This is a genomic window from Halolamina sp., assembly GCF_036626355.1.
GTDB lineage: Archaea > Halobacteriota > Halobacteria > Halobacteriales > Haloferacaceae > Halolamina.
In genome coordinates, this window is record NZ_JAZKRY010000010.1 from 1 (window position 1) to 26,274 (window position 26,274).

Genomic DNA, 26,274 nt, shown 5'->3' on the forward strand with positions numbered 1-26,274 from the left:
GCAGCGTCAGTTCCTCGAGCTCCCGCAGCTCCTCGGCGCTCGCATCCAGCGTCGCGACGTGGTTCCCCGCAAGCTCTCCGGCGGGACTCTTGAAGCAGGTTGGACCGCAGGCGAGCAGGATCTCCTGTTCGTTCCGATACCCAGGGTAGAGCAAGACGTCGCCCCGTGAGGGGTAGACCGTGTGATTCTCCCGGGGGAGCTCCGGGAGCGCCACCTCGTCGATGTTCACCCAGACGGCGTGGCCGCTCCAGCGAACGTGCATGAGTTCGGACTCGTGAGGAAGAAACGTTTCCAGCGCCTCGACCGACGCCGGCGCAGCCTCGTCCAACAGGTTACCGCTGTACTGATTTCCGCCGACGGTAAGCTCCAATCGTACCATGCTGGCAGCCTGACGCGGTACTCGCTTGGCTCCTTCGGTGATCGCGATGCTACCGACCCCCCAACACCGCTGGAACTCCAGCCTCCGCTCCCCGGTTGCCATGCCGCCCCTGTTCTCACCCCCAGGAGCCGCGACCAGCACGGCGATCACGCCAAGGATTCAGATAGGGTCGACCTACTCCACAGCCCCCCGCGAGACCGTTTCCAGCTCCAGCACCTCGCTCGTTCGCTCCTGAGCGTCTGCGTCGCCCGTGTTCTCCGTTCCTGCCGGCTCGAACAGCACCACTTCGGCGCCTTCGTCCGACACTGGTTTGTGCGCAACGCCGGCGGGCACGACACCCAACTCCCCGGCCGACAGTTGCTGGTCCGCCTCGCCGCGAAGCTCCAGCGTGAGCTCGCCGTCGACGACCCAGAACAGTTCGTCGGCCTCGGGGTGGCTGTGCCAGACGAACGAGCCCGAGAGCTTCGCGACCTTCAGCTCCTGTCGGTTGAGCGTTGCGGCCAGCCGCGGCGACCAGGTCTCCTCGAAGGAGTCGAATGCCTCGGCCAGATTCACCGTGTCCATACCGCGTCCACCGTCGCAGGTGGGGAAAAACACGTCGGCTGTCAGCGGAAATCCTCGACGAGGCGGTCCGGTAACCGGTCGAGGAGTTCGGGGGGGAGACTGTCGACGAGCCGCTGTGTCCACTCGACCATCGGCCGCCGAATCGCTGCATAGCCAAGCCCCAGTGCCACGGCCCCGATGACGAACAGTTCGACGTGCCCCTCAAAGATGAGTACCGGTGGAACCCCGAGCAGGATTCCGAGCGCGGCGTCCTCCGGTGCACCGTCGTAGCGAACCCAGCGGCGCGGCCGCCACCAGCGTCGATGATAGTGGCTGTACACCCCTCGCTCGGAGCTCCCCTCCCACGGGCGGAGCTCCAGGCCGCCGCCGAACGCGTCACTCAACGAGTGGAGCGCGGCGGAGCCGAGAAACAGCGCCGCGGCGACGCTCGCCGACGTGGGGGCGAGGAGGGCGACGCCGCCGCCGATGGCTGCAGCGATGCTGTAGTACACGGGGAAATGGAGCGTTCGGCGGTGGGCCCAGGGCATGTCGATATCGGGGAATACCCCGCCAGCGATGGCGGCGACGGCCGCCGCGACGGTGAACTCGGGTGCGACCACTGCGAGGGGGATAACCAACAGCAAGCCCGCCAGCGCGTGTGTCGTGGCCATCATCTCTATTCGTAGGTGATGGTCGGGGATAACCTCCATGCTGCTCCCGGGAAAACTGTGGACGATGCCCGAACCGTCGCCGGGGGGAGAGGTGAGGGGTCGACGGTCGGGCCTTGTCCCAGGGAGTGGGCACACGACTGCGAGAACGGTAAATGGGTGTGCCCACTGAGAACCAATCGCTCGCCACGGGTAAAGCTACGTCAGACGCCCAGCATTTCTGTGGCATACCCCTCCGTACTCGGTCGGTTTTTTCGTTCCTCTCTGTGGAGTATACTGGGAAAATACGGCGACGATTCGCGCCGATGACGCCGAGGAGGTGTTCGAGTGTGACCCGCAACAGGCATATCGCGTCAGCGCAAGTATCCACCGATGCCTGAACGCTGGGAGTCGCTGTTCGTCCGCGCTGCTGCGTTCGACGTCGACGAGGGCGACGTGACCGAGGCGCTCGCGGAGGTCCGGGATGAGTGATGCCAGCCCTCCGGAGCCGTCGCCGGCCCGTATCGTCGCCGACAGCGACGTACTCGCCGCGGACCTGCTCGTCGACGGCGCCGCTCGGGAGTGTCTGGACTACGTTCGGGGCCACTCCTGGCTCACGCTCGTTGCGAGCGACCCGCTACTCGACGACGCCGAAGCGGTGATCGAACGGCTCGCCACCCCCGGCCTGGCGACGGACTGGCGCGAACGCGCCGAACAACTGCGCGAACCAGTCGACCAGCCAGCAGAGGATCACCCCGCACTGGCGTCGGCCTACCACGGCGGCGCGATGCACGTGCTCTCCTTCGACGACCGACTGACCAGTGCGACGGGGAACACGCTGATTCGGGACCGTGTGGAGACGTCGGTCCGCCCGCCGGATGCCTTCGGGAGCCTGTTCGACCCCGCGAAGCTCTACCCCGAAATCGTCGGCGGCGAGTACCCCGGGCCGGACCAGGACCCGCGGGCGTAGTTCCGCGGCTTAATCGAGCGGCTTCCGCATGTTGTAGCGTTTCACCTCGAACCCCTCCGCTCGATACAGGGTCTGTGCCGACTCGTTCCAGCGGTCGACGTTCAGCGTGGCGTAGCCACAGCCCTGATCCTCGCCCCAGGATTCAGCGTGCGCCAGGAGGTCGACGCCGATTCCCTCGCGACGGAACTCGGGACGGACGTAGAGCTCGTTGATGTGAACGGTGTCCTCGTGGGCGAACACTGGTGGCGTCTCCTGGAACTCGGCAGTGACGTAGCCCACTAACTTGTCGGTGACGACGGAGACCCGGTCGATTCGCCCCTCCTCGCCGAGGCGCTCGCGTCGGTACTCGATGGTGTCCTCGCGGAACTCGTCCACCAGCTCGTGGTAGGGGTCGTGTTCGGCCATCCCCCGGCTGAACGGCGTCCAGAGCTCGTCGACGAGCGTCGGTACCTCGGACTCCCGAAGCGGACGGATCTGCATATCGGGACGGTGACGCCGGTTGGTAAAAAGCACCCGCCGGTGTGGATACCGCTCTCACAGCCTCTTCCAGTCGGTGAAAACACACGATTTCGGTATCCGGACCCATCTGTGGACCGCCGGTCGGTACTGCGCAACAACTCGTCGACGTGGCGATACAGCACCGATAGCCACGCTGCAACTGCACACCAGCACTCGGCTGTAGCCTCCGCATAAACATCGATAGTACGATATATCCTTAATATGATAGCGGCTGATCTGTGCCATACATATCAAATATTAGCACATGGCGGTGGGAATCACTCGCACAGTGACGAGCGATGGCGTTCCTGATCGGCGGCGGGTTCTTCGTCGTTGATACGGCACTGGTGGCCGGTCATATGGCCTCGGGTACAGAGCCTGCGGCATTCAGCCAGGCGCTGGTCGGTGCCAGTTGGACTGCTGCGTTCATCGGGTTGCTCGGGTTCTATCCCAGTTTGAACGACCGGGGAGGCTGGCTGCCCCGCGTCGGGGCCGTCTTCGCTGTTGTCGGCGCGGTCACGATGGCGGCGATGGCTACGGCGATGCTCGGCTACGCCACAGGCGTCCTGAGCGGTGACCCCGGTGACGTTGCCATGTGTTTCCTGCCGGGTGTTGGTTCAATCCCTTGCCCAAAGTGCTCGGCGTCGTCGCGATGGTGTCTCTCACCATGTTCTCTATCGGCTACCTGCTCCGGACCGGAGGCGCTGTGGCTGACGAAGAGACAGCCGGGACGTCACGGGAGCCGACCGCCGGATAGTCGATTCTCACAGCGGTGAGCTGTCTCACACTGCCACCTACCGCTCGGCGTACCACTCCGCGAACTTTGCCAACGCCCGCCCGCGGTGGGAGATGGCGTTCTTCTCTTCGGCGGCCATCTCCGCGAACGTTGCCCCGTTGCGCTCGAAGATGGGATCGAAGCCGAACCCGCCCTCGCCGCGGGGTTCGACCATCGTCCCCCGAACTCGCCCCTCGAACAGCTTCACTGGGAGCGTCTCTGTCTCCTCGTCACCATCTGGACCCGCCGCCGCAGCCGCGACCCGGTCGTCCTTGTCGACAGGGTCGGGCGAGGCGTCGAACCCCTCGCCGTCGCAGTAGGCCAGCACGCAGCGGAACGCGGCGCCGCGGTCCTCCTCCTCGCTCGCGAGTTCCCAGGTGCGCTCGACGCCGATGGTCTCCTCGACGTAGGCGGAGTACGGGCCAGGGAACCCATCCAGCGCGCGGATGAACAGCCCGGCGTCGTCGACGAGCGTCGGCTCGCCGGCGTAGCGGTAGGCCTCGCGCGCGCCCCGGGCGGCGATCTCCCGAAGGTTGTCGCTCTGGATCTCGGTGTAGTCGTAATCGAACTGGGCAACCGAGCCCTCGTCGAGATACGCCTCTGCCTCGCGCACTTTCCCGGAGTTGGTCGTGACGTAGCGCAGCATCTACTGACTCCTCGACGGGGTTCAGGAAAGAAGGGTGCGGTTCGAACGGACGGCTCGGTGTCGGTCGACCGAACCGACCGCGAAGCGGGTCAGGGCAGTACCAGCCGACTCACTCAGTCGTCGTCGACGATGACTTCGACCGGCTCGTCCCCTGACTCCTCTGCCTCTTCGAACTCCTGCGTGCTCTCTTGCCAGACCAGTGCGGCGGCGACCAGCAGGACGATCCACGACCGCCAGTTGGCCAGGTTGAGCGTGTAGCCGACGCCGAACGGTTTCTCCACCAGCATCCCCTCGCCGGGCTGCCAGTACGCGGAGAGCATCCGGCCGACGCTCGGTCGCTTGAAGTTATATGGGATGCCGAACAGTTCGCCGGACTGGGACTTCGTGCTCTCGTCGTTTGCCATACTGATACCGTAGGCGGGCCCCGATAAATCGTTTTGGACCGCGAACCGATGGCCGATGCTGCTGGGGCTCGCCGTGGGAGTTACTGGTATCGCCCGCGTCCGCGCACCTCGGCTAGCCGGGCGAGGACGGATTCCTCCTCGTCGCTCGCTTCGCCCGCTTTCGCCTCGTACCCTGTTTCGAACGCCTGAATCAGCGGCTCGGGCTCTGGGGCGGTGCCGGCGACGGAGCCCTCGAACACGTGGAGGTCCATCGCGTGGTCCTCCGGATGGCCCGAGTAGTAGCCGAGGCCGAAATCGATGAGATAGAGCCGATCTTCACTGACTCGGACGTTCCGCGTCGTCGGGTCGCCGTGGACCACGCCGACGTCGTGGAGCGTCGCCAGATAGCCGCCGAGCGTCCGGGTCCGCCCGGTTGTTAGTCCGCCAGCGAGGTCCTGCTCGCCGACGTGCTGGAGCGTCAGCGTCGCCTCGGGCACGTTCACATCGTGGACCAGCGGCGTCGGCACCCCGTGTCGGCGCGTCTCGCTTGTCAGCCGCGCCTCGAGCACGGTTCTGTCGCGCCGCAGCGTCGCGTCGAGCTCCTCGTGGCGGTAGTTCTTGGGTAGCCGTCGTTTCACCACTGTCCCATCTCGAATCTCCACGACGGCCTCTGCCCCGCGCTGGGGCCCACTCAGGCTGGTCGGGGCGGCGACGGACGTTCCTTCGTGCCAGGTGACGGGCACCTCGTCGGGCCGGAAGTTCGGGTCGATGGCGCTCTCCTCGATGGAAATCGTGTCGCCAGCGGCGGCCATCTTCGCGCCCAGCACCGCGATCATCCCGGCGTTGTCCCGGAGCACCCGTGACTCGGGCGCGTGGAACTCGGCGCCGCGCTCCTCGCACATCGAGGCGAGCATCTCACGGAGGCGGTCGTTCTGCCCGACGCCGCCGCCCAGGACGAGTTCCTCGCTCCCGGTCAGTGAGAGCGCGCGCTCGCTGACCTCTGTGAGCATCGCAAAGAGATGCTCCTGGAGTGAGAAACAGACGTCCTCGACCGGCCTGCCCTCGTCGACGGCGGCTTTCGCGGCGCTCGTGATGCCGGAGAAGGAGAAGTCCATCCCCTTGACGACGTAGGGAAGTTCGATGTACTCGCCGTCCGTCGCGGCGGCCTCGACTTTCGGTCCGCCGGGGTGGCTCCAGCCGACGTGGCGGGTGAACTTGTCGATGGCGTTGCCCACGCCGGTGTCCATCGTTTCGCCCAGCACGCGGTACCGGCCGTCGTGATAGCCCAGCAGGTGGGCGTTCGCCCCCGAGGCGTTCAGACAGACCGGCGAATCGAAGCCGGCACTATGGCGCCCGATCTCCAGATGGGCGACCATGTGGTTGACGCCGACCAGCGGGACGTCGAGGCTGCCGGCCAGCGCACGCGCGGCCGTGCCGGCGACGCGCAGACACGGGCCTAACCCTGGTCCCTGTGAGAAGGCGACGACGTCGATCCCCCCGTGTGCGTCGGCGTACTCCACGGCGGTCTCGACGACACGCGGGATGCTCTCACCCATATGTTCGGCGGCCTCACGCGGGTGAATGCCGCCGCTCTCGGGTTCGTAGGCGTCTGATTCGATGAACGTCTCGTCGGTTTCGGTGTCGTGGACGGCGGCGCTTGCACACCAGGCAGTCCCTTCGACACCCAGAACGCGCATGCGGCGTTACTCTTCGTCGTCTTCGTCGTCTTCCTCGACGTCCTCGCCCGCTTCCTCGGCGGCCTCGATCTTGTTGCGCTCGAGCATGTGGTCCTGCTCCACGTCACGGGCGTCGTCCGGCGACTCGTACACCTTCGCGTCGCCGATGGTCTCGCGCATGCCGAACTTGGTGTCGAGTTTGCGCACGACGACCTCGTCGGAGTCCTTGTCCAGTTTCGCAGCGAGGCTGTCACGCACCTGCAGGCGGGAGGGCGTAGCCTCGTCGTGTTTCAGCCCGAATCGAACGTCGGTACGGTGCAGCATCGGATTCTCGTCTTCGCTGATGATCTCGATCTCCATGGTCAGTTGCCCGTAAATGCGCCGGAAAACGGCAAAAGGATTTCGAAGGGCGCGTCCGGTGGATTTCCGGCGTGGCGGGAGAGTCGGTGGCGCTGGTGGTGCCCCGAAACGGCCCGGACCGAAGGAGGGAACGCCGGTCAGTAGCCGAGCGTCGCCAGTGCCGCCGTCGCGTCACCGTCGAACCGTGCCAGGAGGTCACGCATCTCCGACTGGGTCTCGTCTGTGACGGGAATCGCGACCATCCCCTCGTCGGGCTGGCCGTACACGACCGTCCCGTCCAGCGGCGCGGCGAGCACGGCTGGCAGCGTCGCGAGGTCCTCCTCACCCTCGACCAGCAGTAACGTGTTCTCCTCGTGCTCGACAGCGTCCCGCAGTTCGATGAGCAGCTCTCGAGAGAGTTGGGCGGGTTCGTTGATCAGTTCGATGCGGCGCCCGTCCGTCGACTCGACGGCGGCGCGCACCTCCTCGGTTACCCGTTCGCGTTTCGTCCGGCCGTCGACGACGGCGACGTGGGGCTCGTGGCCGGCGGTCCGGAGATGGTAGGTAACGACGTCGCCGACCGCGATAATCGGGCGGCCAGCCTCAGAAAGGAGTGTCTCAGCGTCAGTGTAGAGTGGGCCGAACGGTTCCTTGAGCTCCTCGCGGAGCTCCGTCGGGAGGGTGAGCACCTTACCGGACCTTCAGCGCGTAGCTGCCGGGCTCGGTGACCTCCATCTCGTCGGCCACCTCGCTCTCCTCGGGATGGTTGATGATGACGTAGCCCGCCCAGTCCTCGGTGAGACTGGAGGAGCCACAGTAGTCACAGCTCTGGCTATCGGGGTCGTTGACGTAGTGGCACTCCCGACAGGCGAGACGGGTCTCAGCCATCAGTCATCACCCGCTGGGGCCTCGTCCTCGTGGCGCTGCTCGTACTCCTGAGCCAGCCACTCGTGCTTGCCGAGGCCGGGCTGTTTGGCGGTGAGGCCGATCTTCGAATCACGTGGATTGCGCTCGTCGATGCTCTTCGTGACGATGCGGACCCGGACCGCATCGTCGACGCCCAGCGTGGCGTCGGACTCCGACGAGGAGAGCTGCTGGTTCTCGCCGTCGTAGGCGAGATACTCGTCCGAGATCTGGGAGACGTGGAGCAGCCCGTCGATGGGGCCGATCCCGACGAACGCACCGAACTCCACCACCTCGACGACAGTGCCGTCGACGACCTCCTGCATATCCGGGTCGTAGGTGATGGCGTCGAACTCCGCCTCGTAGTAGACACCAGGTCGGTTGGGAAGCACCGCGCCGTCACCGATATCGTGGATATCGATAACGCTCACGACGCTCCCAACGTCCTCGTCCATGCGTCCCTCCAGCTTGTCCTGGAGCAGAGCTTGCACCCGCTCCTCCGTCACGTCGGCCAGGTTCCGCGGCGGCACCTCGACCGTGTCCTTGAGTCGTACCCGTTTATACATGCTAAGCTTTCGTTATCGCCAGTGTGTTCCGCCCCCTTAAACCGATTACGTCAACGCCTGCAGCAAGCAGCCGGTCACGCAGGGGGCGGTCGTTCGTGACGACGTACACCTCGCCTTCGGCCGATTCGGCGACTTCGATGACGGCGTCGTCCGCGTACGATGCGTCGGTGTCGACGACGGTGCAGCGGTCGGCCAGATCGCGGCCGACTGCTGCGGCGGTGGCCTCCTCCCCGTGGCCCGCCTGGAGGTTCTCAAGCTCCTCGAGCACCGCGTGGGGGGTGACAGCCTCGAACGCCCCGAGCAGCCGGTCGAGTTCGTCGAACACGCGGATGTCGAGTTCGACCGGCATCATCAGGGCGTTCGTGTCGAGCACCGCCGTTCTCCTCATTCCTGCAGCGTTCCGATACCGATGAGTCGCCATCGCGCGCCGACCCGGCGGTTGATAGCGATTTTCGCGCCCGGCTCCGCACAGACGGGTCGCTTGAGCGATACCTCACACTCGCCGCTTCGCGCGCTCGTCACGGCGCCGACGGTCGTCGCGGTGCCGACGGTGAGCATCAGCGGCTCACCCGTCGAGATATCCTCGACTTCGTCGCTCTCCCCGACCACGCGGTCGAGCAGTTCGACGTCCATCTCGAACGACTCGAGCGTCGGCGGCAGCGTGCCGGGCTTCCCGGCGACCTGCCCTGCGAGCGAGTCGCCTTTCGTGTAGGACGGGTCGAGCCCCGTCCCCACACCGAGCAGGCCACCCGGCGAAGCGGTCTCGACCGGGTTGCCGCCCGCCTGAATGGAGCGAACCGTCGTCTCCATCGGCCGCCACTCGCTCTGCCCGCCCTCCTCGACCTCGCGGCCGGGGCGGAGTTCGATTTCGTCGTCGTCGGAGAGCGTTCCCTGGACGAGCGACCCGCCGATGACGCCGCCGAGCAGCGAATCGGCGGTCGTCCCCGGCTTGTTGATGTCGAAGCTTCGCGCCACGAACATCCGAGAGTCGGCGTCCGGGTCACGGGCCGGCGTCGGAATCTCCGACTCCAGCGCGTCGACGAGCAGGTCCATGTTGACCTCCTGCTGGGCGCTGATGGGCACGACCGGGGCGTCCTCCGCGGCGGTTCCTTCGACGAACTCCTGGATCTGCCGGTAGTTCTCCATCGCCCGGTCCTTGTCGACGAGGTCGACCTTGTTCTGGGCGATGACGACGTTCTCGATACCGATGATGTCCAGCGCCATCAGATGCTCCTCGGTCTGTGCCTGGGGCACGTCCTCGGTGGCACTCACGACCAGCACGGCGCCGTCCATGATGGCCGCCCCCGAGAGCATCGTCGCCATCAGCGTCTCGTGGCCCGGCGCGTCGACGAACGACACCGAGCGAACGGGCTCGGTCTCGACGTCGTGTTCCTCGCACGATTCCTCCACGGTGTAGCACTCCGGCACCTCCTCGGCGGGGCAGCGCCGCAGCGTCGTGTCGGCGTAGCCAAGCCGGATCGAGATACCGCGTTTCATCTCCTCGCTGTGCTTGTCAGTCCACGAACCACTCAGTGCCTGCACGAGTGTGGTCTTCCCGTGGTCTACGTGGCCGACCAGTCCGATGTTCACCTCCGGTTGTGTTGGGTTCTCGCTCACCATTTGCCTCCTGAGAGGAATCCTACCGGGAAATTCGCCCCGAACGAGTGATAAAGTTGCTGTTCTCCCCGCCTCGGGTGCGGCACGCGGTTTCGTGGCAGCCCGATGCCTGGTTAGTGGCGTCCGTCGGCGCGGGGAGACGTGTTTTTCACCACACAGGCCCAGAAACCACTGTGGAGTTCGCCTTCGAACTCGCGCTCGCGGCCGACCTGGAGCGGACCACCGACTGGGTGGTCGCCCGCCAGCTCGGCGCCGCGGTCGCCGAACCTGGCGCCCGCGTGATGGATATCGTCGGCGTCGTCCCCAGCGATGGCGTCACCGAGCGCGCGGCCATCACGGCCGAGCGCATCCCCTCGCTGGCGATCGAGAGTGACGCCGGCGTGGGGGAGGCGATAGCCGTCGGCGACGCGCTCGACTGCGGCCCGGACCGCGCGAAGAGTGTCGTCGAGCGCGCCGTCGAGACTGGCTTCTTCGAGCGCGAGCGCCGGGGTGGCCGCACGTACGTCCGGCAGACCACCCGCTACCCAGACTGGGCCGACCGCCTCGTCGGCGTCGAGAACAAGCCCGACCTTGGGACCCCGGGCGACCTGGAGCAGCAGCTCCGGTTCGACGCCGCGCTCGGCCTGTTCGACGAGCTCTGGCTGGCCACCGGGAGCTACGTCACTGGCGCACACCTGAACCGGCTCCCCGACGCAGTTGGCGTCTGGCGATTCGACCCCGAGACCGGCGAGCGCGAAACGGTTCGCGAGCCGTCGCCGCTGGCCGTCGCCGACCCCGGTGTCGAGCCCGTCGCCGACCGGCCGCTCCGGACCGACGTCGAACTCGTCTCGCCTGCGGAGAAAGCGCGCAAGCGCCGCCGCATCGCCGAGCGCGCGTGGGGGAAGGGCTGGCGGACGTACGCGTTCCCCGGCTGTACCCAGTGCTCGGCAACAAGTGATGGGCTGCCAGCCTGCGGGTTCTACGGTGAGGTGGTCGACCCGGCTACGGACTGCGGTCCCGACTGCCCCGGCTACGAGGCCGACGAGACGCCGGATATCGACCTCGACGCGCTCCGGGACGACCGAACGCCCTGGCTCCGCGAGCCAGCGGGCGTTGCGCGCGAGCAGGCCGGGCTGGACCGGTTCGGATAGCCCCTCCTGAGTCCAGCTCCGTCTCCAGAACCCAGTTGTCCTCCAGCGATCGGGTCAACCCGACTGTGCTCCTCGAGGCTGTGCTCGGGCTTCAGAATCACGAATAGCGGTGCTGGCGGGTGAACCGGTCACCCGTTTTAGATTTCGCACACTTCGCCGTCGACGGTTAGCGGCTCAGAGCTCGTACACTTCGCCGTCGACGGCTAGCGGCTCCGAGAACGCCTCGTCTGCGGGGTAGTAGTGTGCGAGATGGACCAGCCGCGTCTCCTCGGCGTCGAGTTCCTCGCCCATCTGGAGTGCGCCCTCCCTGGTCATGTGTTTCGTGCCGAACGTGCGCGGGACGCCGTTCTCGTCGTGATGGCTGCCGCCGTGGGGATGCTTTTCACAGAGCGACGCCGGCACGATGGCATCGGCCAGAAAGAGGTCCGGCTCAGCGAGTGCCTCACGGGATTCCTCGGGGACGTCGTAGCTCGTGTCGCCCGAGAGCGAGAGCTTGGCCCCCGTTTCCGAGTCCTCGACGACCAGCCCGTAACAGACCATCGGCGGGTGGGAGACGGGAACCAGTGTGAGCTCGAAACCGCAGGCCTCGAACGCCGAGAGCGGCGACTGCGGGTGAACCGTCACCTGGTCGAGGTAGTCGTAGCGCTCGTCGACGCCCGCAGCGACGCTCTGACCGGTGACGGGGTCGGGTTCGGCGGCGGCGTGGACCGGAAGCCGGTCGACGAGTCGGTAGGCGTTGCCCAGACCGTCGAGGTGGTCGAAGTGGATGTGGGTGATGACGGCCTCGTCGGGAAGCGGGGCGTCGGCGGCGAGGAACTGTTGGCGGAAATCGGGTGAGGCGTCCACGAGGAGGCTCTTGCCGGTGCGCTCGTTCTGGACGTGGACCGAGAACCGCGAGCGTTCGATGCCGCGCTCGCGGGCCGTTTCACAGGTCTCGCAATGGCAGCCGACAGTGGGCGTCCCGGTTGTGTCGCCCGTGCCGAGGAGGGTGACGCGCATTCAGCCCGAGAAGGGGGGCCGGCTCCCTTAGTGTTCGCGGCTCGCTACCTGCGCAGCTGTGTCGTGTTCGTGCTGCCACACTCCGGGCACTGGGTGACCGACCCGAGCGACGGCAGTTCGACTTTCGCCCAGTCCCCGGTGTCTCCCGGCGTTTCGAAGCCACACTTCAGGCACTTGGTCCGCGTGTTGATGCTCTCGGACATACGTATGAGTGTGGCGGCGAGCACCAAATTGGTTGCCCCGGTCAGGCGTCGTCGAGCCGTTCCCGGCAGGGAGAGTGCGTCACGCTCCCGAGAACAGGGGGCAGCGCCGCAGTCGGCTCAGTGGTCGTGGTCGTGATCGTGCGAGGAATGCCCGCCGTCGCTGACCGCCGCACCCTCGCCGTCGATCATGTCCATGTTCTTCAGGTTGTCCCGCTCCTCGAACCCTTGCACGGCGTCCATCACGTCGTGCTGCTGGAGCGTCCGACGACCCTCGGTCAGTGCCTGCAGCACTGCCTCCCGGAGCACCATCCGGAGGTCCGACCCGGTCAGTCCCTCGGTTTGCTCGGCCACCTCGTCGGGTTCGAAATCCGCGATATCCATCTCCCGGGTGACGATCTGGAGAATATCCGACCGCATCTGTCGGTCGGGTTTGGGGAAGTTCACGACTTCGTCGAAGCGCCGCCAGGCGGCGGCGTCGAGCTGGTCTGGGTGGTTCGTCGCCGCCACCGTCAGCACCTCGTCGCGCACCAGCGAGATGTCGTCGATGCTCTTCAGCAGCGTGTTCACCGCGCGCTTCAGTGCGGCGTGCTCGTCGCTTTTCCGTGTCTTGGCGACGGAGTCGAACTCGTCGATAAAGAGGATACAGGGCGAGAGCCGCTTTGCGACCTCGAACGTCTTCTCGACGTTCTTGGCGGTCTCTCCCAGATACTGGCTCGTCACCATCGAGAGCTTCACCTCGACGAACGGCAGGCCGAGTTCGTGGGCGAGCGCGCGGGAGACGGTTGTCTTCCCCGTGCCCGGCGGGCCGACGAAGAGGATCTTCCCGATCTCACGCAGACCGATACTGGCGAGGTAGTCCCGGTTCTCGATGGCGGTGACGATCTTGTCGACCTCGTCGTTCTGGTCGTCCGTCAGGACGAGGTCGTTGAGCGTCATCTCGATCTCCTCGGGCGCCTTGATGTGGACCAGGTCCAGCATCTCGGCGTCGTCCTCGTCGTCGAAATACTCACCGAGCAGCGAATCGATCCAGACGCGGTCGGCCTGGACGGGCTGGTTGTCGTCGCGAGCCTCCTGTCGAGTCACCTCGACCGCGTCGTGATCGCGGGCGGCGAAGGCTAAGGTCGGGTTGGCCAGTAGTCGGTCGTCCTCGATTCGGTCCAGATACCACTCGAGGGCCATCCCGGGCTGGGTGAGCGATATCTCTCCGGAGAACTCCGTCCGCTGGGTGAACAGCAGGTCGGAGACCGCGTCCCACGGGTGGTCGACGCTAGTAGCGGTACGGGCGCGGTCCTGCGTTACAGCAAGCGGACGTTCGATGGCTCCATCCGACCAGAACACCTGCCGGAATCGCGGAGGGAGGTCGCCCTCGTCCAACTCCTCCTCCTCGGTGTAGGTGTGTGCGGTCAGCAGGAACTCGACCACGTCTAGGGCCGGCTCAGTCATCCCAAAACTGTAGCAGGCGGAGGGGGTTAAGACCGTCGGAGTAGCCGGATGGGTAGCGCTGGGGCCCAAACCTGTCGATTACCCCTTCAGTTCGAACTTCTGATACTGGTTCTCACAGGGTGGGCCGTCCGTTCCGTAGAGGCGCTGTTCCTCCAGGTCCATCACGACTGAGAAGTTGGTCCGGGAGCGCTCTTGCTCCGGATCGGACTCGTCGGGATGCATACAGACGCTGGCTGGGTGGCCGAAGTGGTCCCGAAGCGACTCCTGGGCGCCGGAGATATCCAGCTCGTCGCGCTGGTTCGACAGCAGGCGGCGGAGGCGTGGCTCTCGACAGAGCGTGCTCGTGGCGATGCGCTCAAACTCGCTGTCGACCCGGTCGCGCTCCTTGAAGTGATTCGCGTGGGTCAACAGCCCGTCATCGGGGTAGAGATAGCTCTCGACGCTCGGCGCGAGTTCGAGGTCGATCATCTCCCCCTCCGCGTGAGCGAGCATGACGTTCGCGGAGTTCGCGCGGTCCGTCTCGATGAGCGGCTGGATGGCGCCGTGGAGCGTCTCGGCGTTCATCGCTTCCCGGAAGCGGACGTGGTAGGGTGTCCGGAACGGCTGGTCGCCGTCGCCCGACGCGACGAGACCGTTGAGCAACATGCCGATACCGTGTTCGTTCAGCCCGACCTTCCCGCCGACGATGCCTGCCTCCGTCATCGTGAGCATGTTCGGGGCGTCCTCCTGCCGGAGCTCCATCAGGAACAGGTTGATCTCGGGGATCCAGTCCCAGTTCTGCCCGATGAGCGTACGGCCCTCGGCAGTGGACTCGGGCCGCGCGCCGAACGCGGTGCAGCCGTCCGGCGCGGCATCGTCGACGTCCGCCGCGGCCTCGGCGTAAGCGCTGTACATGACCTCCCAGCGCGCGTTGAGCATCGTCACGTCGAGGAGGTCCAGTCCTGCGCCCTCGGCGACGGCCTCCATCTCCGAGAAATACTCGCCGTTGGCCGACCTGATGACGTCGACGAACTGCTCGGCCTGCTCGTACACGGTTTCCTCGTCCGCACCGTAGTGAGCGAACACCGAGAGATAGCGGTCGACGTTCGCCGCGATTTCGTCGGCGTACGCCTCGCCGTGGGCCAGCCCTCGCTGTCGTGGGCCGCCGGTGAGCGTCAGTCGTTCGAGTCCGCCCGTGTTCTGCTGTGCCATGCTTGCAGGCAGTGGTCCGCGGGTAATACGGTTGCAGAGGTGGCAAGAACGGCCGCTTCGAGCGCTTCCCCGGCTTCAGGACCGTCAAGTCGCTCCGTCTCCACGAACACCACCACCGCCTGCTCGTGGTAGAGTCCCAGATCGTACGCCGTCCGCTGGTACCCCCGCTCCCGGAGCAGCGGCGCCACCTCCCCACTCTCTGACGGGTCGACGAACACGACCGGCGGGACGGAGTCCCGCTCACGAACAGCAGTGGCAGTTTGAGCGTACGCTGACGGCGCGCTCGCCTGCGCCACGTACCACGCCATCGGCAGTCGGTCCACCCACCAGCCGAGCCAGTCGTCCCCCGGTCGTGGCGGTCGATCGTCGATGGATTCGTTCGGCAGATAGTACGTCTCGCCGTAGAACAGCACGCCGCCGTCGTCGGCGGCGTCGTCGACGGTCGCCGCCAGTGGGTCGAGGTCGTCGGCCGGCTGGGCCGACTGGGCGAGCGCGTTCACGTAGAGCGGCGGGGTCACGGCGGAGACAGCCAGCCCAATCGGGACGTGGAGCGCCGAGAGCACGACAAGTCCAGCAAGGACGTAGCCGCGGTAGTTTCCTCGCTTGTCCCACCACCCGGTGTCGAGCCACCGTCGCGGAGCAAGCCACCCGCGGTCCGCGAGCGCGACCCAGCCAACCGCTGCAGGGACGAGCAGCGGAAGCGCGATGTGGAGTGAGATCCACGGCGCCGGGATATCGGTCGCGAGCGGGTAGCCGAGGACTGCTGCGACGCCCCACGCGACGAACGGGACGACGAGCGGGCGCTCGGGGGAGCGGAGTTCGTCGACGAGCGCCACACCGGCGCCGACGACGGCTGGGAGCGCGGCAGCGAGCAGAAGGCCGACAAGTTTGGCGGTGTAGGTGTGGTACGGCCCGGATGCCGTGTCGGCCCAGAGGCTCGTTCGGAACGTCTCCCACGTTCCCACCGTCGCGCGCTCGACCAGCGCCGGCCACGGGACTTCGCCGGCGAGCGCGGCGCCGAGCGTAGGGTCGCTGGCGGGCCCGCGCGGTGCAAAAAAGACGACGACGGGAACGAGCGCCACGAGAAACGCAATCGGGACCCCGGGGAGGTGATGACGGACCGTGGCTCTCGCCCTCGCGAGTGACGTTCTGAGCGCGGCTCGGAGGCTCTGAGCACGTTCGGTTCGACGCGAGGTGGCGACCGCTGGCCAGCAGACGGCGACGCCGGCGGCGCCGACGGCGCAGGCGAGATAAAGCAGGACGTTCTCCTTCGTCGGGAGCGCGAAGCCGACGAACAGGCCCGCGGCGACGACGTCCCGACGCCGCCCGGTCGTCACCGCCCGGAACCCGAAGCCGACGGCAACGAGGAAGAACGCCGCGAGCGGCACGTCCGAGCGCATAAATCGGGAGTAGTAGACGAACCCGGGGAGGACGGCGAGGAGTGCGGCGAGGGCCACGGTCTCGGTATCTGTCAGGCCTCCCTGGCTCCGATTCCCGTCCGACTCCCCCGTTTCAACCCGACGGAACAGCAGCGCGGCAAGTGGTGTGGCGCCGCCGATGAGTGCAACCGGGAGCCGTGCAGCGAACGAACTCGGCCCGAGGAGGTCGAACAGCGGCGCGACGACCAGCGGGACGAACGGCCCGTGGATGACCGGCCGGTAGACGAACTCGGCGCCGCGGACGTGCCGGAGCGTCCAGTAGGCGACGCGGGCCTCGTCCCAGTGCATCGTGCGCTCGCCCAGCGCGACGAGGCGGAGCAGGAGGGCGACCGCGGTGAGTGCGAGCACTGCTGCGACGGGGCGCTCGCGCGCGAGACTGGAGGGACGGCGCACGCCGGAGCCTGTCGGCGGGCGAGTAAGTAGTTTCTCCGTCCGGTGCCCGAAAACGGCGAACCACGGCCCGCCAGTTCGACCGGATTTATGCCGTCGCCCGCCCGAACGTGGGATATGTCGACACCAGTCGTCGTACACGCACGCCGGACGCCACAGGGGAAAGAGGACGGCGTCTTCGCCGACACGCGGAGTGAGGATCTCTCGGTCGCGCTCATCGAGAACGCGCTGGAGACGACCGGGCTCGACCCCGAACAGGTGGAGGACCTGATGTGGGGTGTCGCCCAGCAGCGCGGCGAGCAAGACAACAACGTCGCCCGGGTCATCGCGTTGCTCTCCTCGCTCGGTGAGGGGACGCCGGCCACGACGATCAACCGCTGGTGTGCCTCCTCGATGCAGGCGGTCATCTCCGCCAGCGACGCCATCGCCGCCGGGAACCGGGAGTGCATCATCGCCGGCGGCGTCGAGAGCATGAGCCGCGTCCCGATGGACGGCGACTCCTACGAGTATCTCCACCCGGAGCTCTCGGAGATGTACAACATCTTCCAGCTCCAGATGGGGATGACCGCCGAGAAGGTCGCCGAGGAGTACGGCGTGAGCCGCGAGAAACAGGACGAGTACGCTGCCCGAAGTCAGCAGCGCGCCGCCGAGGCGACTGAATCGGGCCGCTTCGACGACGAGATCGTCCCTATCGAGACGGAGGATGGCGTCGTCGAGGCGGACGAGGGCATCCGCCCGGACACGACGCTCGAGGCGCTCCAGACCCTGCCGCCGGTGTTCACCGGCGACGGAACGGTCACGGCGGGCAACTCGAGCCAGATCTCCGACGGCGCCTCGCTGGTGCTGGTCACGTCGGAAAAGTTCGCGGAGGCGAACGACCTCGACATCGTCGCCGAAGTCGGGACGAACGAGGTGGTGGGTGTGGACCCAACAGTGATGGGAATCGGTCCGGTGCCGGCGACGAAGGGCCTGCTGGAGCGTGCAGGCACGGATATCGAGGATTACGACCTCGTGGAGCTGAACGAGGCGTTCGCCTCCCAGTGCGTGTACGCCCGGGAGGAGCTGGGTATTCCGGACGACAGGTTCAACGTCAACGGCGGCGCCATCGCGATCGGGCACCCGCTCGGTGCGAGCGGCGCGCGCCTGCCGGTGACGCTACTCCACGAGATGCACAAGCGCGGGGACGATCGCGGGCTGGCGACGCTCTGTGTCGGCTTCGGGCAGGGGGCCGCTATCGAGTTCTTGATGGAGTAGACGTTTCAGATTCTTGTTCGGGTCGTTTCTCGGTTGCGAGTGATTCCGTAACCGCAGAGACGGTGGTCAATAATACCGTGAAAGCCCCTGCCGCCTCCGGTCGGTGCGGTCGCTGCGGTCCTCGGCCTTCGGCCTGCGGTCCTTACTTCCCGCGCCTTCCCGGACGCGGCAGCCCCTTTCAGTCCACCCACTGCCGAGCGCCGGGCACGAGGCCCGACGTAGCACCGGTCCCCGCACGTCCCCGCGCGTTCCCGCGAGTACGACGAGCGGGAAGCAGCGAGCGCCTGCGGCTCTCGTCCGCCTCGCGACGACGGCGAGCGCGCGCTACCACCGCCTCCGCACCAGCGGTGGCGCGAAACGTGAGCCCCTCCGTGGGCGCACCAGCGCGAGGTTCTCGTGAGTAAAACGAACGAGAGCACGAGAGAGCGTGCTCTCTCGGAAGTCTGGCGAAGGTTTAGCCTGAGCGAGCCGGCTGGGGAGGAGTTGTGGCCGCAGAGCGGTAGGCAGTGCGGTTCCAGAGTCCATGGGAACTCCGCGGTGGTGTCGGCGGTGCGGTCGCTGAAGCATATCTCCTTGCCGACAATTCAACTAGTGCTCACGAAGAGAACACGAACCGTTTTCCCCAATCCCGACCCCTATCGACCATGACAATCGGCGAGCCACAGAGGGTCAAGGGCACCGAGGACATCTACTACGTCGACACCGGCATGTACGACGTCTCTGAATACGGCTCGGTCTACATCATCGACGCCGAGCGCCCTGCCATCGTCGACACGGGTACCGGCGGCGACTACGAGGCTGTCTCGGGTGCGCTCGACGAACTCGACGTCGACCTCCAGTTCGTTCTCCCAACCCACGTCCATCTCGATCACGCCGGCGGTGCGGGGCACCTCCTCGAGGACCACCCCGACGCCGAGGTCCGCATCCACGAACGCGGTGTTCGCCACCTCGTCGACCCCGAGCGTCTCGTCGCCGGCACGAAAAGCGCCGTCGGCGAGCAGTGGCAGTACTACGCCGAACCCGTTCCCATCCCGGACGACCGAATCGACGGGCTCGAAGACGGTGACGAGATCGATCTCGGCGACCGCAGCCTCGCCGTTCAGGAGGCGCCCGGCCACGCCCCGCACCAGCACGTCTACCACGACCCGGAATCGAGCGTCCTGTTCACCGGCGACGCCGCGGGGATCTACGTCCCCGCGGAGGACGACATCCGGGAGACCAGCCCGCCGCCGCAGTTCGACCTGGACCAGGCCCGGCGAGACGTGTCGATGCTCATCGACCGCGAACCCGAGACGCTCGCGTTCGGCCATTTCGGCCCGCGTGAGTTCGACGCCGACCTGCTGAGCAATTACAAGCGCACGCTCGTCGAGTGGGTGCAGGCGGTCCGGCAGAAGCGCGAGCAACTGGCGGCCGACGAAGCGGTTATCGAGCATTTCGTCTCTCACGCCGACGAGATGACGGGCGCTGAAACGTGGGGCGAGCGGAAGGCGAAGGCCGAGGTGCGGCTGAACACCCGAGGCGTGCTGGCGTATCTGGATAGCGAGGAGTGAGGGAAGGGTCACTGGTCCCCTCCTCTGCAGCACAGTCGCCCGGCTTCCGGTAAACCCGCAGGCAACGCCCATGCCGTGTACAGAGCTTTATACGGTCACCGCCGAAGGAAGACGATATGCATATCCGCGACGCCGAGCGTGCGTTCGAGAGCGTTGTCATCGACGACGACACGCTGGCGGAGATGTTCGAAGCCGGGGCCGCCCGTAACGAGGGCGAGATCGCCCAGCGCTACAAGGGGGGCGTTAACGACCGCTCGCTGGTCGCCGACGGCGTCATTGGGGCGGCGCCGGACGGCGATTTCGCTGACCTCACCTACGCCCAGATGCGGGAGATCGTCCGACACCTCGCGGCGGGCTTTCGCGAACTCGGCGTCGACTCGGGCGACCGGGTTGGCCTCTTCGCGGACACCCGGATGGAGTGGGCCCACTGCGATTTCGGCGTGCTGGCAGCCGGCGGCGTGGTCACGACCGTCTACAGCGGTTCCTCGGAGAGCCAGACCGCCTACCTGCTCGGCGATGCGGGCGCGGACGGCGTCGTCGTCGAGAACGACGAACTGCTCCACCGCGTGCTGGCCGTCGAGGACGAACTCGACCTCTCCTTCATAATCGTGATGGACGTCCCCCCGGACGGCAGCGGCGCCGCGGGTGCGGTTCGGGACCGCGATGACGTCTACACGCTCGGGGACCTCCACGAAATCGGCGCAGAGGCGTTCGACGAGGAACGCTACCACGGCTGGCTCGCCGAGCGCGTCCCGGACGACCTGGCGAGTCTGGTCTACACCTCTGGCACCACCGGCCAGCCGAAAGGGGTGAAGCTCACCCACGAGAACTTCCGGTGGAACGTCAACCAGTGCTACCGGCGGTTCGGCCCCCGCCCTGGCAAGGACCCGGACGTGCCGGTGACCGATTCGGACTCGGTTTCGCTCTCGTTCCTCCCGCTCGCACACGTGTTCGAACGGCTGGCGGGTCATTTCCTGCTGTTCGGGGCTGGCGCGACGGTGGCCTACGCCGAGAGCGCCGACACGCTCCGGGAGGATTTCGGCCTCGTCCAGCCGACGACGACCACCAGCGTCCCCCGAGTGTACGAGAAGCTCTACGCTGCCGTGCGCGAGCAGGCGAGTGAGTCACCGGTCAAGAAGCGTATCTTCCAGTGGGCGACCGGCGTCGGCCGTGAGTTCGAACGGGCCGAAGAGCCGGGTGCGCTGCTCTCGCTGAGACACCAGGTCGCCGACGCGCTGGTCTTCTCGACCGTCCGGGAGGCGCTTGGCGGGAACATCGACTTCTTCGTCTCCGGCGGCGGGAGCCTCGCCGAGGGGCTCTGCCGGCTCTACCACGGGATGGGCATCCCGATTCTGGAGGGCTACGGACTCACCGAGACCTCGCCAGTTCTCAGCGTCAACCCCTCCGACGCCGCTCAGCCGGGAACGATCGGCCCGCCGGTGGTCGACGTGGAGACGAAACTCGACGAGTCGGTCGGTGTGATGGACGAGGCGGACATCGAGGGCGACACCGGCGAACTCCTCGTTCGGGGGCCGAACGTCACCGACGGCTACTGGGAGAAGCCCGAGGCGACTGAAGCGGCGTTCACCAGGGCTGACGAGGCCGAAGATGGCGGCGACCCGTGGTTTCGGACGGGCGATATCGTCGAAATCCAGCCCGACGGCTACATCCGATTTCGGGAGCGGGCCAAACAGCTCCTGAAGCTCTCGACGGGCAAGCTGGTGCCGCCGGGGCCGATCGAGGACGCGTTCGCGGAAAACGAGTTCGTCTCCCAGGTGATGGTCGTCGGCGACGCCCGGAAGTTCGTCAGCGCACTCACCGTTCCGGAGTTCGAGACCGTCCGGGAGTGGGGTCGCGCGGACGGGCTCGACCTCCCCGAGGACGACGCCGAACTCTGCCGTGACGACCGCGTCCGCGACCGGATTCGACAGGAGATCGAACAGGTGAACGAGGCGTTCGAAAGCCACGAGCGGATCAAGCAGTTCCGGCTCGTCCCCGAGGAGTTCACCCCGGAGAACGAGCTGTTGACGCCGACGATGAAAAAGAAGCGTCGGCGGATCCTGGACCGCTGGGCGGACAAGATCGAGAACCTCTACGAGTCGGAGTCGGCCCCGTGAGGCCGCAGTAGCCATTTTTAAGCCTCATCAACTTGAACGCGCTCCTGTGACGACGAACGAACAGCCGACGGCTACGGGGGTCGCGTAGATGGCAGGCGGTGCGGGTGCGCTGCTGATCCCCCTGGTCGCCGGCATCATCGGCATCGGCGTGGTAGCGCAGGTGCTCGCCGACCGGTTCCAGATCCCGAGCGTGGTGTTCCTCATCGGGGCGGGCATCCTGCTCGGGCCGGAGGTGAGCGGACTGCTCGACCCTGCGGAGTTCGGCGATGCCCTCCCGGCCATCGTGGGGCTCTCGGTCGCCATCATCGTCTTCGAGGGCGCGTTCCACATCCGTATCGATAAGCTTCGAGAGGCGCCGAAAGCGACGTTCCGGCTGGTGACCGCCGGCGCGGCGATCGCGCTCGTCGGCACCGCCGCAGCAGTGCATTACACCCTGGGCGCGCAGTGGGACGTTTCGTTCCTCATCGGTGCGCTGCTGGTGGCCACGGGGCCGACGGTCATCGCGCCGATTCTGGAGGTCGTCCCGGTCCGTGACAGGGTCGCAGCGGCGCTCGATACGGAGGGGATCGTCAACGACGTGACCGCCGCGATTACGGCGGTCGCGATCTTCGAACTCATTCTCCTCGGCGGCGAGGGCGGCTTCGTGACCTTGCTCGAGCTGTTCGTCGAGCGGCTGGCGTTCGGCCTGCTGTTCGGCGTCGGCGTCGCCGCCGTCCTCTACTACGCACTGCAGTACGTCGACCTCTCGCCGGGGAACGCGCCACAGAACGCCCGACTGCTCGTGCTCGCGGGGGCGCTCGTCGCCTTCGCGGGCGCGAACACACTCGCCAGCGAGGCCGGCGTCGCGGCCGTCGCCGTCGCGGGGGTACTCCTGGGGAACGCCGACGTGCCCTACGAGGAGGACATCTCCGCGTTCAAGGGCGACATCACGCTCATCGTGCTCTCGTTCGTGTTCATCACGCTCGCGGCGCTGCTGGAGTTCTCGGTGCTGCTGAAACTCGGCATCGGCGGCCTGGCTGTTGTCGCCGTCATCGCGCTGTTCCTCCGGCCGCTGCTGGTGTTCGTCTCGAGTATCGGCGACCGGTTTACTCGGGAGGAGAAGCTGTTCATGAGCTTCGTCGGGCCGCGGGGAATCATCCCCGCATCGGTCGCCACGCTGTTCGCCATCGAGTTCCGTAATGCCGGGATGGACGAGGCCGCCGACGTGCTCGTCGGCACGGTGTTCCTCACCATCCTGCTCACTGTCGTGTTCGAGGCGGGGATCGCCCGCCAAATCGCCGAGAAACTCAACGTCATACCCATGCGAGTCATCATCGTCGGAGGCGGGAAAGTGGGCCGCGCGCTCGCCACCCGCCTCGAAGACCGGGGCGAAAACGTGGTCATCATCGAGAACGACCAGGAGACTATCCAGACCGTCCGTGACGCCGGGTTCCCCGGCCATCACGGCGACGGGACGGACACTGAGGTGCTGCGCTCTGCGGGTGCGGAGAACGCGAAAATCATCGTCGCCGCAACCGGCGACGACGACGTGAACCTGCTCGTCTCGCAGCTTTCCCAGTCGAAGTTCTCGCCCGACCGGGTGCTCGCGCGGGCGAACAACCCGGAGAACGTCGACGCCTTCGAGGAGCTGGGCGTCAAAACCATCTCCTCGGCGCTGGCGACGGCTCAGGCGATCGACAACTTCATCGAGCGGCCCGCGCTGGCCGACTGGATGGGCGAGATCGGCCAGTCGGGTGACGTCCAGGAGATCGAGGTAACCGCCGAATCGCTGGTGGGCAAAACGATCGAGGAACTCGACCCGGAGCTCCCCGACGGTTGTCTCATCGCCCTCGTCGGCCGAGACGAGGAGACGACGGTACCGGAGCCAAAGTACACGCTCCAGCGAGGCGACCGAATCACGTTCATCGGCCGCAACGAGGCAGTCCGGGATGCGATGGAATGGGCGCATCCGAGAGAATAACGAGGTGGAAAACGTCGCGCCAACGGCGCGACAGCAACCCACCTCGACACCCAGAACAGGCCGGGACTGGCGGTCCTCGGATCGCGTCGGCCGGGAAACCAACCGTTTTCTCCCGCGACCTCCGAGTTCCGAGTAATGGCGCTCTCCAGGCGTGCGGTTCTCCCGTTGCTCGTCGGGCTCGCTGGCTGCACGGCGCTCACCAACGACGCGGTCGAACTGGCCATCGAGAACCGGAGCGGGAGCGAACAGAACGTCGTCGCGACTGTCGAGCAGGTCGACGGAACCGGAACGACCGTCGACGACGCGGCGCCGGGGTCGGAACCCGACTACGAGGGGACCATCCCGCCGGGGTCACGCGTGCTCGTTCCGGACGTCGCGCCGGCGCCGCCGGAGGGCGGAAGCCTGCAGGTGGAGGTTGACGTGGAGACCGGGAGCTACGCGGCGACCGAGCGGATACCCGTTACCGGCCCCGGAACTGTCGACGTGCGCATCACGCGCAACGGGATTCGCGTCTTCTTCGAAGGGAAGGACTGAGCGGGAGAACCCGGTGAGGACGGTCCACACGGACCCGACACGGTTTTCCGAACCCACCGAGAAGCTCCGCCCATGTTAAGCAGGCAGACGCTTCGCGATGAGCCCGAGCGGGTTCGCGAGGCGCTGGAGAAGAAAGGCATCGAGGACGTGGATTTCGACGAGGTGCTGGATATCTACGAGGAGTGGCGCGAGCTGAAAGGTGAGGGCGATACGCTCCGCCACGAGCGAAACGAGGTCAGCCGGACCATCGGCGAACTCAAACAGGAGGGAAAGGAGGCGGCGGCCCAGGAGGCCATCGAGCGCTCGAGCGAGCTGAAAGCGCGGATTCAGGCGGTCGAGAAGCGCGCCGACGAGCTGGAGGCCCAACTCGAAGAGGTGATGATGCGGCTGCCGATGGTCCCCGCCGAGGAGGTTCCGGTCGGGGCGGACGAGAGCGAGAACGTCGAGCGCCGGCGCGAGGGGTTCGACGACCTCCGGGCGCTGCCCGACGAGGTGACTCCCCACTACGACCTGGGCGAGGAACTGGACATCCTCGACTTCGAGCGCGGCGCGAAGGTCAGCGGCGCCGGCTACTACTTCGCCAAGGGTGAGGGCGCCCGGCTGGAGCACGCGCTCATCCAGTTCTTCCTCGAGGTCCACCGCGAGCAGGGGTATCGCGACGTGTTCCCGCCGCTGCCGGTCAGCAGCAAATCGATGGAGGGGACCGGGCAGTTCCCCAAGTTTACCGAGGACGCCTACCGCGTCGAGGGCGAACACGACGAGCCCTACGACGATGACGACCTCTGGCTGCTCCCTACTGCGGAGGTGCCGGTGACGAACATGCACCGCGACGACATCCTGCTCGACGACGACCTGCCGCTGAAGTACCAGGCCTACTCGCCGAACTTCCGGCAGGAGGCGGGCGAACACGGCACCGAGACCCGCGGCATCGTGCGGGTCCACCAGTTCAACAAGGTGGAACTAGTCAACTTCGTCCGGCCCGAGGAGAGCTACGACCGGTTCGAGCGCCTCGTCGCCGAGGCCGAGGAGGTACTCAAGCGTCTGGAGCTCCCGTACCGGATTCTGGAGATGTGTACGGGTGATCTCGGCTTTACGCAGGCCAAGAAATACGATATCGAGGTGTGGGCCCCCGGCGACGAGATGGAGGAGGGCCCCGAACTCGGCGGCCGCTGGCTGGAGGTCTCGTCGGTGTCGAACTTCGAGGAGTTCCAGGCCCGGCGGGCGGGTATCCAGTACCGGCCCGAGCGCCACGAGTCGGCGGAGTATCTCCACACGCTCAACGGCTCGGGCGTCGCGATTCCGCGGGTTGTCGTGGCGATTCTGGAGTACTATCAGAACGAGGACGGCACCGTGGATGTGCCCGGGGCCCTCCAGCCGTACATGGGTGGCCAGGAAGTCATCGAGGGTCACGAGCCCGTCGGCGAGAGCGCACTCGGGGCTGGGGAGCGAGAGTAGCACCGAGGTCGGGAGAACTCACCTTCGGCGGGGTAAACCGACCTCGAGGGGCGACCCGGGAGCGGATCCAGAACATCTGGTCGCCTTTCTCCAGTTCGGAGCGTTCTGCGATTTCTTTCGGGATGGAGACGGTGTAACCGCCGTTTGACTCCTGGACGGTCCGGCTGTCTGCGTACGGTCCGCGGTGCTCTGACATATCCGGAGAAACCGGAAAACGCGCTTCAAACGCTGGCAACCACTCGCCTGGTCACTGAAACGTGTCTGACGCCGCCGACCGCTACTTCGTGAACGTCCGGAGGTGAGTGATGCCACCGTCGCCGACGGTGAACAGGTCGACGAACGCGAACTGCTCGGTGCCGTCTTTGTTGAACAGGCGACCGTGGACGGCGACCTCCTCGGCCTCGTGGTCAGCCTGCTCTTCGGGCAGGAACACCGTATCGGCCGCGTGAACCGTGTCGGTCGTCGGCCGCTCTTCGAGCATGAACCTGATGAACCGGTCACGCCCCTCGAGCGTGCGGTCGGGACGGTCGTGTCTGAACTCCGGGGCGAGCACCGACGTGAGCGCCTCGTCGTCGTTCTCGTCGATGGCCTCGTAGTATCGCTCGACCACCTGGGCGTGGCTCATACCCGGGCCGTGGGCGAGCGCACCCATCAATCGGGCGGTCCA

The 26,274-nt window shown here is 66.6% G+C and carries 27 protein-coding genes and 1 pseudogene; 9 read left to right on the forward strand and 19 right to left on the reverse strand.

The genetic code is table 11. The features are described from left to right. From V5A38_RS02700 to V5A38_RS02710, 3 genes are all read right to left on the reverse strand, one after another. On the reverse strand, nt 1-379 hold a 379-nt coding region (locus V5A38_RS02700), incomplete at its 3' end, for a DUF3830 family protein (protein ID WP_332324208.1). Nucleotides 380-553: 174 nt separating this feature from the next. Next, entirely contained in the window at nt 554-943 is a 390-nt protein-coding gene (locus V5A38_RS02705; RefSeq protein WP_332324209.1) for a cupin domain-containing protein, read from the reverse strand. 41 nt (nt 944-984) lie between these two features. Further along, entirely contained in the window at nt 985-1,593 is a 609-nt protein-coding gene (locus V5A38_RS02710; protein ID WP_345786267.1) for a metal-dependent hydrolase, read from the reverse strand. Between the two features lie 369 nt (nt 1,594-1,962). Here V5A38_RS02710 and V5A38_RS02715 point away from each other — a divergent pair. Then, nucleotides 1,963-2,539, forward strand: a pseudogene (locus tag V5A38_RS02715) (hypothetical protein). 9 nt (nt 2,540-2,548) lie between these two features. On the opposite strand, the gene V5A38_RS02720 reads toward V5A38_RS02715, so the two are convergent. Beyond that, entirely contained in the window at nt 2,549-3,019 is a 471-nt protein-coding gene (locus V5A38_RS02720; RefSeq protein ID WP_332324210.1) for a GNAT family N-acetyltransferase, read from the reverse strand. A 643-nt stretch (nt 3,020-3,662) separates the two neighbouring features. Between V5A38_RS02720 and V5A38_RS02725 the strand changes: the two genes are divergently transcribed. Then, nucleotides 3,663-3,794 carry a hypothetical protein gene (locus V5A38_RS02725; RefSeq protein ID WP_332324211.1) on the forward strand — a complete coding sequence of 44 codons (132 nt, stop codon included), beginning with the start codon at nt 3,663-3,665 and terminating at the stop codon, nt 3,792-3,794. 37 nt (nt 3,795-3,831) lie between these two features. Here the strand turns inward: V5A38_RS02725 and V5A38_RS02730 are convergent, their stop codons facing one another. From V5A38_RS02730 to V5A38_RS02770, 9 genes are all read right to left on the reverse strand, one after another. Further along, complete coding sequence (locus V5A38_RS02730) at nt 3,832-4,458, reverse strand: non-canonical purine NTP pyrophosphatase (protein ID WP_332324212.1); 627 nt, start codon at nt 4,456-4,458, stop codon at nt 3,832-3,834. 113 nt (nt 4,459-4,571) lie between these two features. Next, nucleotides 4,572-4,862 (reverse strand): DUF5808 domain-containing protein, encoded by a 291-nt coding sequence (locus V5A38_RS02735; RefSeq protein ID WP_332324213.1) that lies wholly within the window; start codon nt 4,860-4,862, stop codon nt 4,572-4,574. A gap of 80 nt (nt 4,863-4,942) precedes the next feature. Continuing rightward, complete coding sequence (locus V5A38_RS02740; RefSeq protein ID WP_332324214.1) at nt 4,943-6,538, reverse strand: bifunctional N(6)-L-threonylcarbamoyladenine synthase/serine/threonine protein kinase; 1,596 nt, start codon at nt 6,536-6,538, stop codon at nt 4,943-4,945. Nucleotides 6,539-6,544: 6 nt separating this feature from the next. Beyond that, nucleotides 6,545-6,877 carry a 30S ribosomal protein S24e gene (locus V5A38_RS02745; RefSeq protein WP_332324215.1) on the reverse strand — a complete coding sequence of 111 codons (333 nt, stop codon included), beginning with the start codon at nt 6,875-6,877 and terminating at the stop codon, nt 6,545-6,547. Nucleotides 6,878-7,014: 137 nt separating this feature from the next. Next, the gene (locus V5A38_RS02750; protein WP_332324216.1) at nt 7,015-7,545 is read right to left on the reverse strand and encodes a DUF359 domain-containing protein; all 531 of its coding nucleotides are present in this window, start codon (nt 7,543-7,545) and stop codon (nt 7,015-7,017) included. Between the two features lies 1 nt (nt 7,546). Next, nucleotides 7,547-7,744 (reverse strand): transcription elongation factor subunit Spt4, encoded by a 198-nt coding sequence (gene spt4, locus V5A38_RS02755; protein ID WP_332324217.1) that lies wholly within the window; start codon nt 7,742-7,744, stop codon nt 7,547-7,549. Continuing rightward, a complete protein-coding gene (locus V5A38_RS02760; protein ID WP_332324218.1) occupies nt 7,744-8,325 on the reverse strand; it encodes a DNA-directed RNA polymerase in 582 nt (193 codons plus the stop codon). The genes spt4 and V5A38_RS02760 overlap by 1 nt, the downstream gene beginning before the upstream one ends. A 1-nt stretch (nt 8,326) precedes the next feature. Then, nucleotides 8,327-8,713, reverse strand: coding sequence for a twitching motility protein PilT (locus V5A38_RS02765; RefSeq protein WP_332324219.1), 387 nt, complete (start codon nt 8,711-8,713; stop codon nt 8,327-8,329). Continuing rightward, complete coding sequence (locus V5A38_RS02770; protein WP_345786268.1) at nt 8,710-9,942, reverse strand: translation initiation factor IF-2 subunit gamma; 1,233 nt, start codon at nt 9,940-9,942, stop codon at nt 8,710-8,712. The genes V5A38_RS02765 and V5A38_RS02770 overlap by 4 nt, the downstream gene beginning before the upstream one ends. A 173-nt stretch (nt 9,943-10,115) precedes the next feature. Here V5A38_RS02770 and V5A38_RS02775 point away from each other — a divergent pair, with 173 nt between their 5' ends. Then, a complete protein-coding gene (locus V5A38_RS02775) occupies nt 10,116-11,072 on the forward strand; it encodes a DUF5787 family protein (protein WP_332324221.1) in 957 nt (318 codons plus the stop codon). A gap of 174 nt (nt 11,073-11,246) precedes the next feature. Here the strand turns inward: V5A38_RS02775 and V5A38_RS02780 are convergent, their stop codons facing one another. From V5A38_RS02780 to V5A38_RS02800, 5 genes are all read right to left on the reverse strand, one after another. Further along, nucleotides 11,247-12,071 (reverse strand): MBL fold metallo-hydrolase, encoded by an 825-nt coding sequence (locus V5A38_RS02780; RefSeq protein WP_332324222.1) that lies wholly within the window; start codon nt 12,069-12,071, stop codon nt 11,247-11,249. Between the two features lie 44 nt (nt 12,072-12,115). Then, nucleotides 12,116-12,274, reverse strand: a complete 159-nt coding sequence (locus tag V5A38_RS02785; protein WP_332324223.1) for a hypothetical protein — start codon at nt 12,272-12,274, stop codon at nt 12,116-12,118. A gap of 117 nt (nt 12,275-12,391) precedes the next feature. Further along, nucleotides 12,392-13,717 (reverse strand): ATP-binding protein, encoded by a 1,326-nt coding sequence (locus V5A38_RS02790; protein WP_332324224.1) that lies wholly within the window; start codon nt 13,715-13,717, stop codon nt 12,392-12,394. Nucleotides 13,718-13,795: 78 nt separating this feature from the next. Further along, a complete protein-coding gene (locus V5A38_RS02795; RefSeq protein ID WP_332324226.1) occupies nt 13,796-14,908 on the reverse strand; it encodes a C45 family peptidase in 1,113 nt (370 codons plus the stop codon). Then, entirely contained in the window at nt 14,872-16,740 is a 1,869-nt protein-coding gene (locus V5A38_RS02800) for a flippase activity-associated protein Agl23 (RefSeq protein WP_332324227.1), read from the reverse strand. Before V5A38_RS02800 ends, V5A38_RS02795 begins: the two co-directional genes overlap by 37 nt. 114 nt (nt 16,741-16,854) lie before the next feature. Between V5A38_RS02800 and V5A38_RS02805 the strand changes: the two genes are divergently transcribed. The 6 genes from V5A38_RS02805 (at nt 16,855) to serS (ending at nt 25,607) form a co-directional block, all read left to right on the forward strand. After that, nucleotides 16,855-17,991 (forward strand): thiolase family protein, encoded by a 1,137-nt coding sequence (locus V5A38_RS02805; protein ID WP_332324228.1) that lies wholly within the window; start codon nt 16,855-16,857, stop codon nt 17,989-17,991. Between the two features lie 644 nt (nt 17,992-18,635). Then, on the forward strand, nt 18,636-19,541 hold the full coding sequence (locus tag V5A38_RS02810; RefSeq protein ID WP_332324229.1) for an MBL fold metallo-hydrolase: 906 nt from the start codon (nt 18,636-18,638) through the stop codon (nt 19,539-19,541). Between the two features lie 116 nt (nt 19,542-19,657). After that, nucleotides 19,658-21,658: a long-chain fatty acid--CoA ligase gene (locus V5A38_RS02815; RefSeq protein WP_332324230.1), complete on the forward strand. Its 2,001-nt coding sequence runs from the start codon at nt 19,658-19,660 to the stop codon at nt 21,656-21,658. An 88-nt stretch (nt 21,659-21,746) separates the two neighbouring features. Further along, entirely contained in the window at nt 21,747-23,618 is a 1,872-nt protein-coding gene (locus V5A38_RS02820; RefSeq protein ID WP_332324231.1) for a cation:proton antiporter, read from the forward strand. Nucleotides 23,619-23,753: 135 nt separating this feature from the next. Beyond that, a complete protein-coding gene (locus tag V5A38_RS02825) occupies nt 23,754-24,152 on the forward strand; it encodes a hypothetical protein (protein WP_332324232.1) in 399 nt (132 codons plus the stop codon). A 72-nt stretch (nt 24,153-24,224) separates the two neighbouring features. Further along, nucleotides 24,225-25,607: a serine--tRNA ligase gene (gene serS / locus V5A38_RS02830; protein ID WP_332324233.1), complete on the forward strand. Its 1,383-nt coding sequence runs from the start codon at nt 24,225-24,227 to the stop codon at nt 25,605-25,607. Nucleotides 25,608-25,884: 277 nt separating this feature from the next. On the opposite strand, the gene V5A38_RS02835 is transcribed toward serS, so the two are convergent. Then, entirely contained in the window at nt 25,885-26,232 is a 348-nt protein-coding gene (locus V5A38_RS02835) for a nuclear transport factor 2 family protein (RefSeq protein ID WP_332324234.1), read from the reverse strand. Nucleotides 26,233-26,274: the final 42 nt, after the last annotated feature.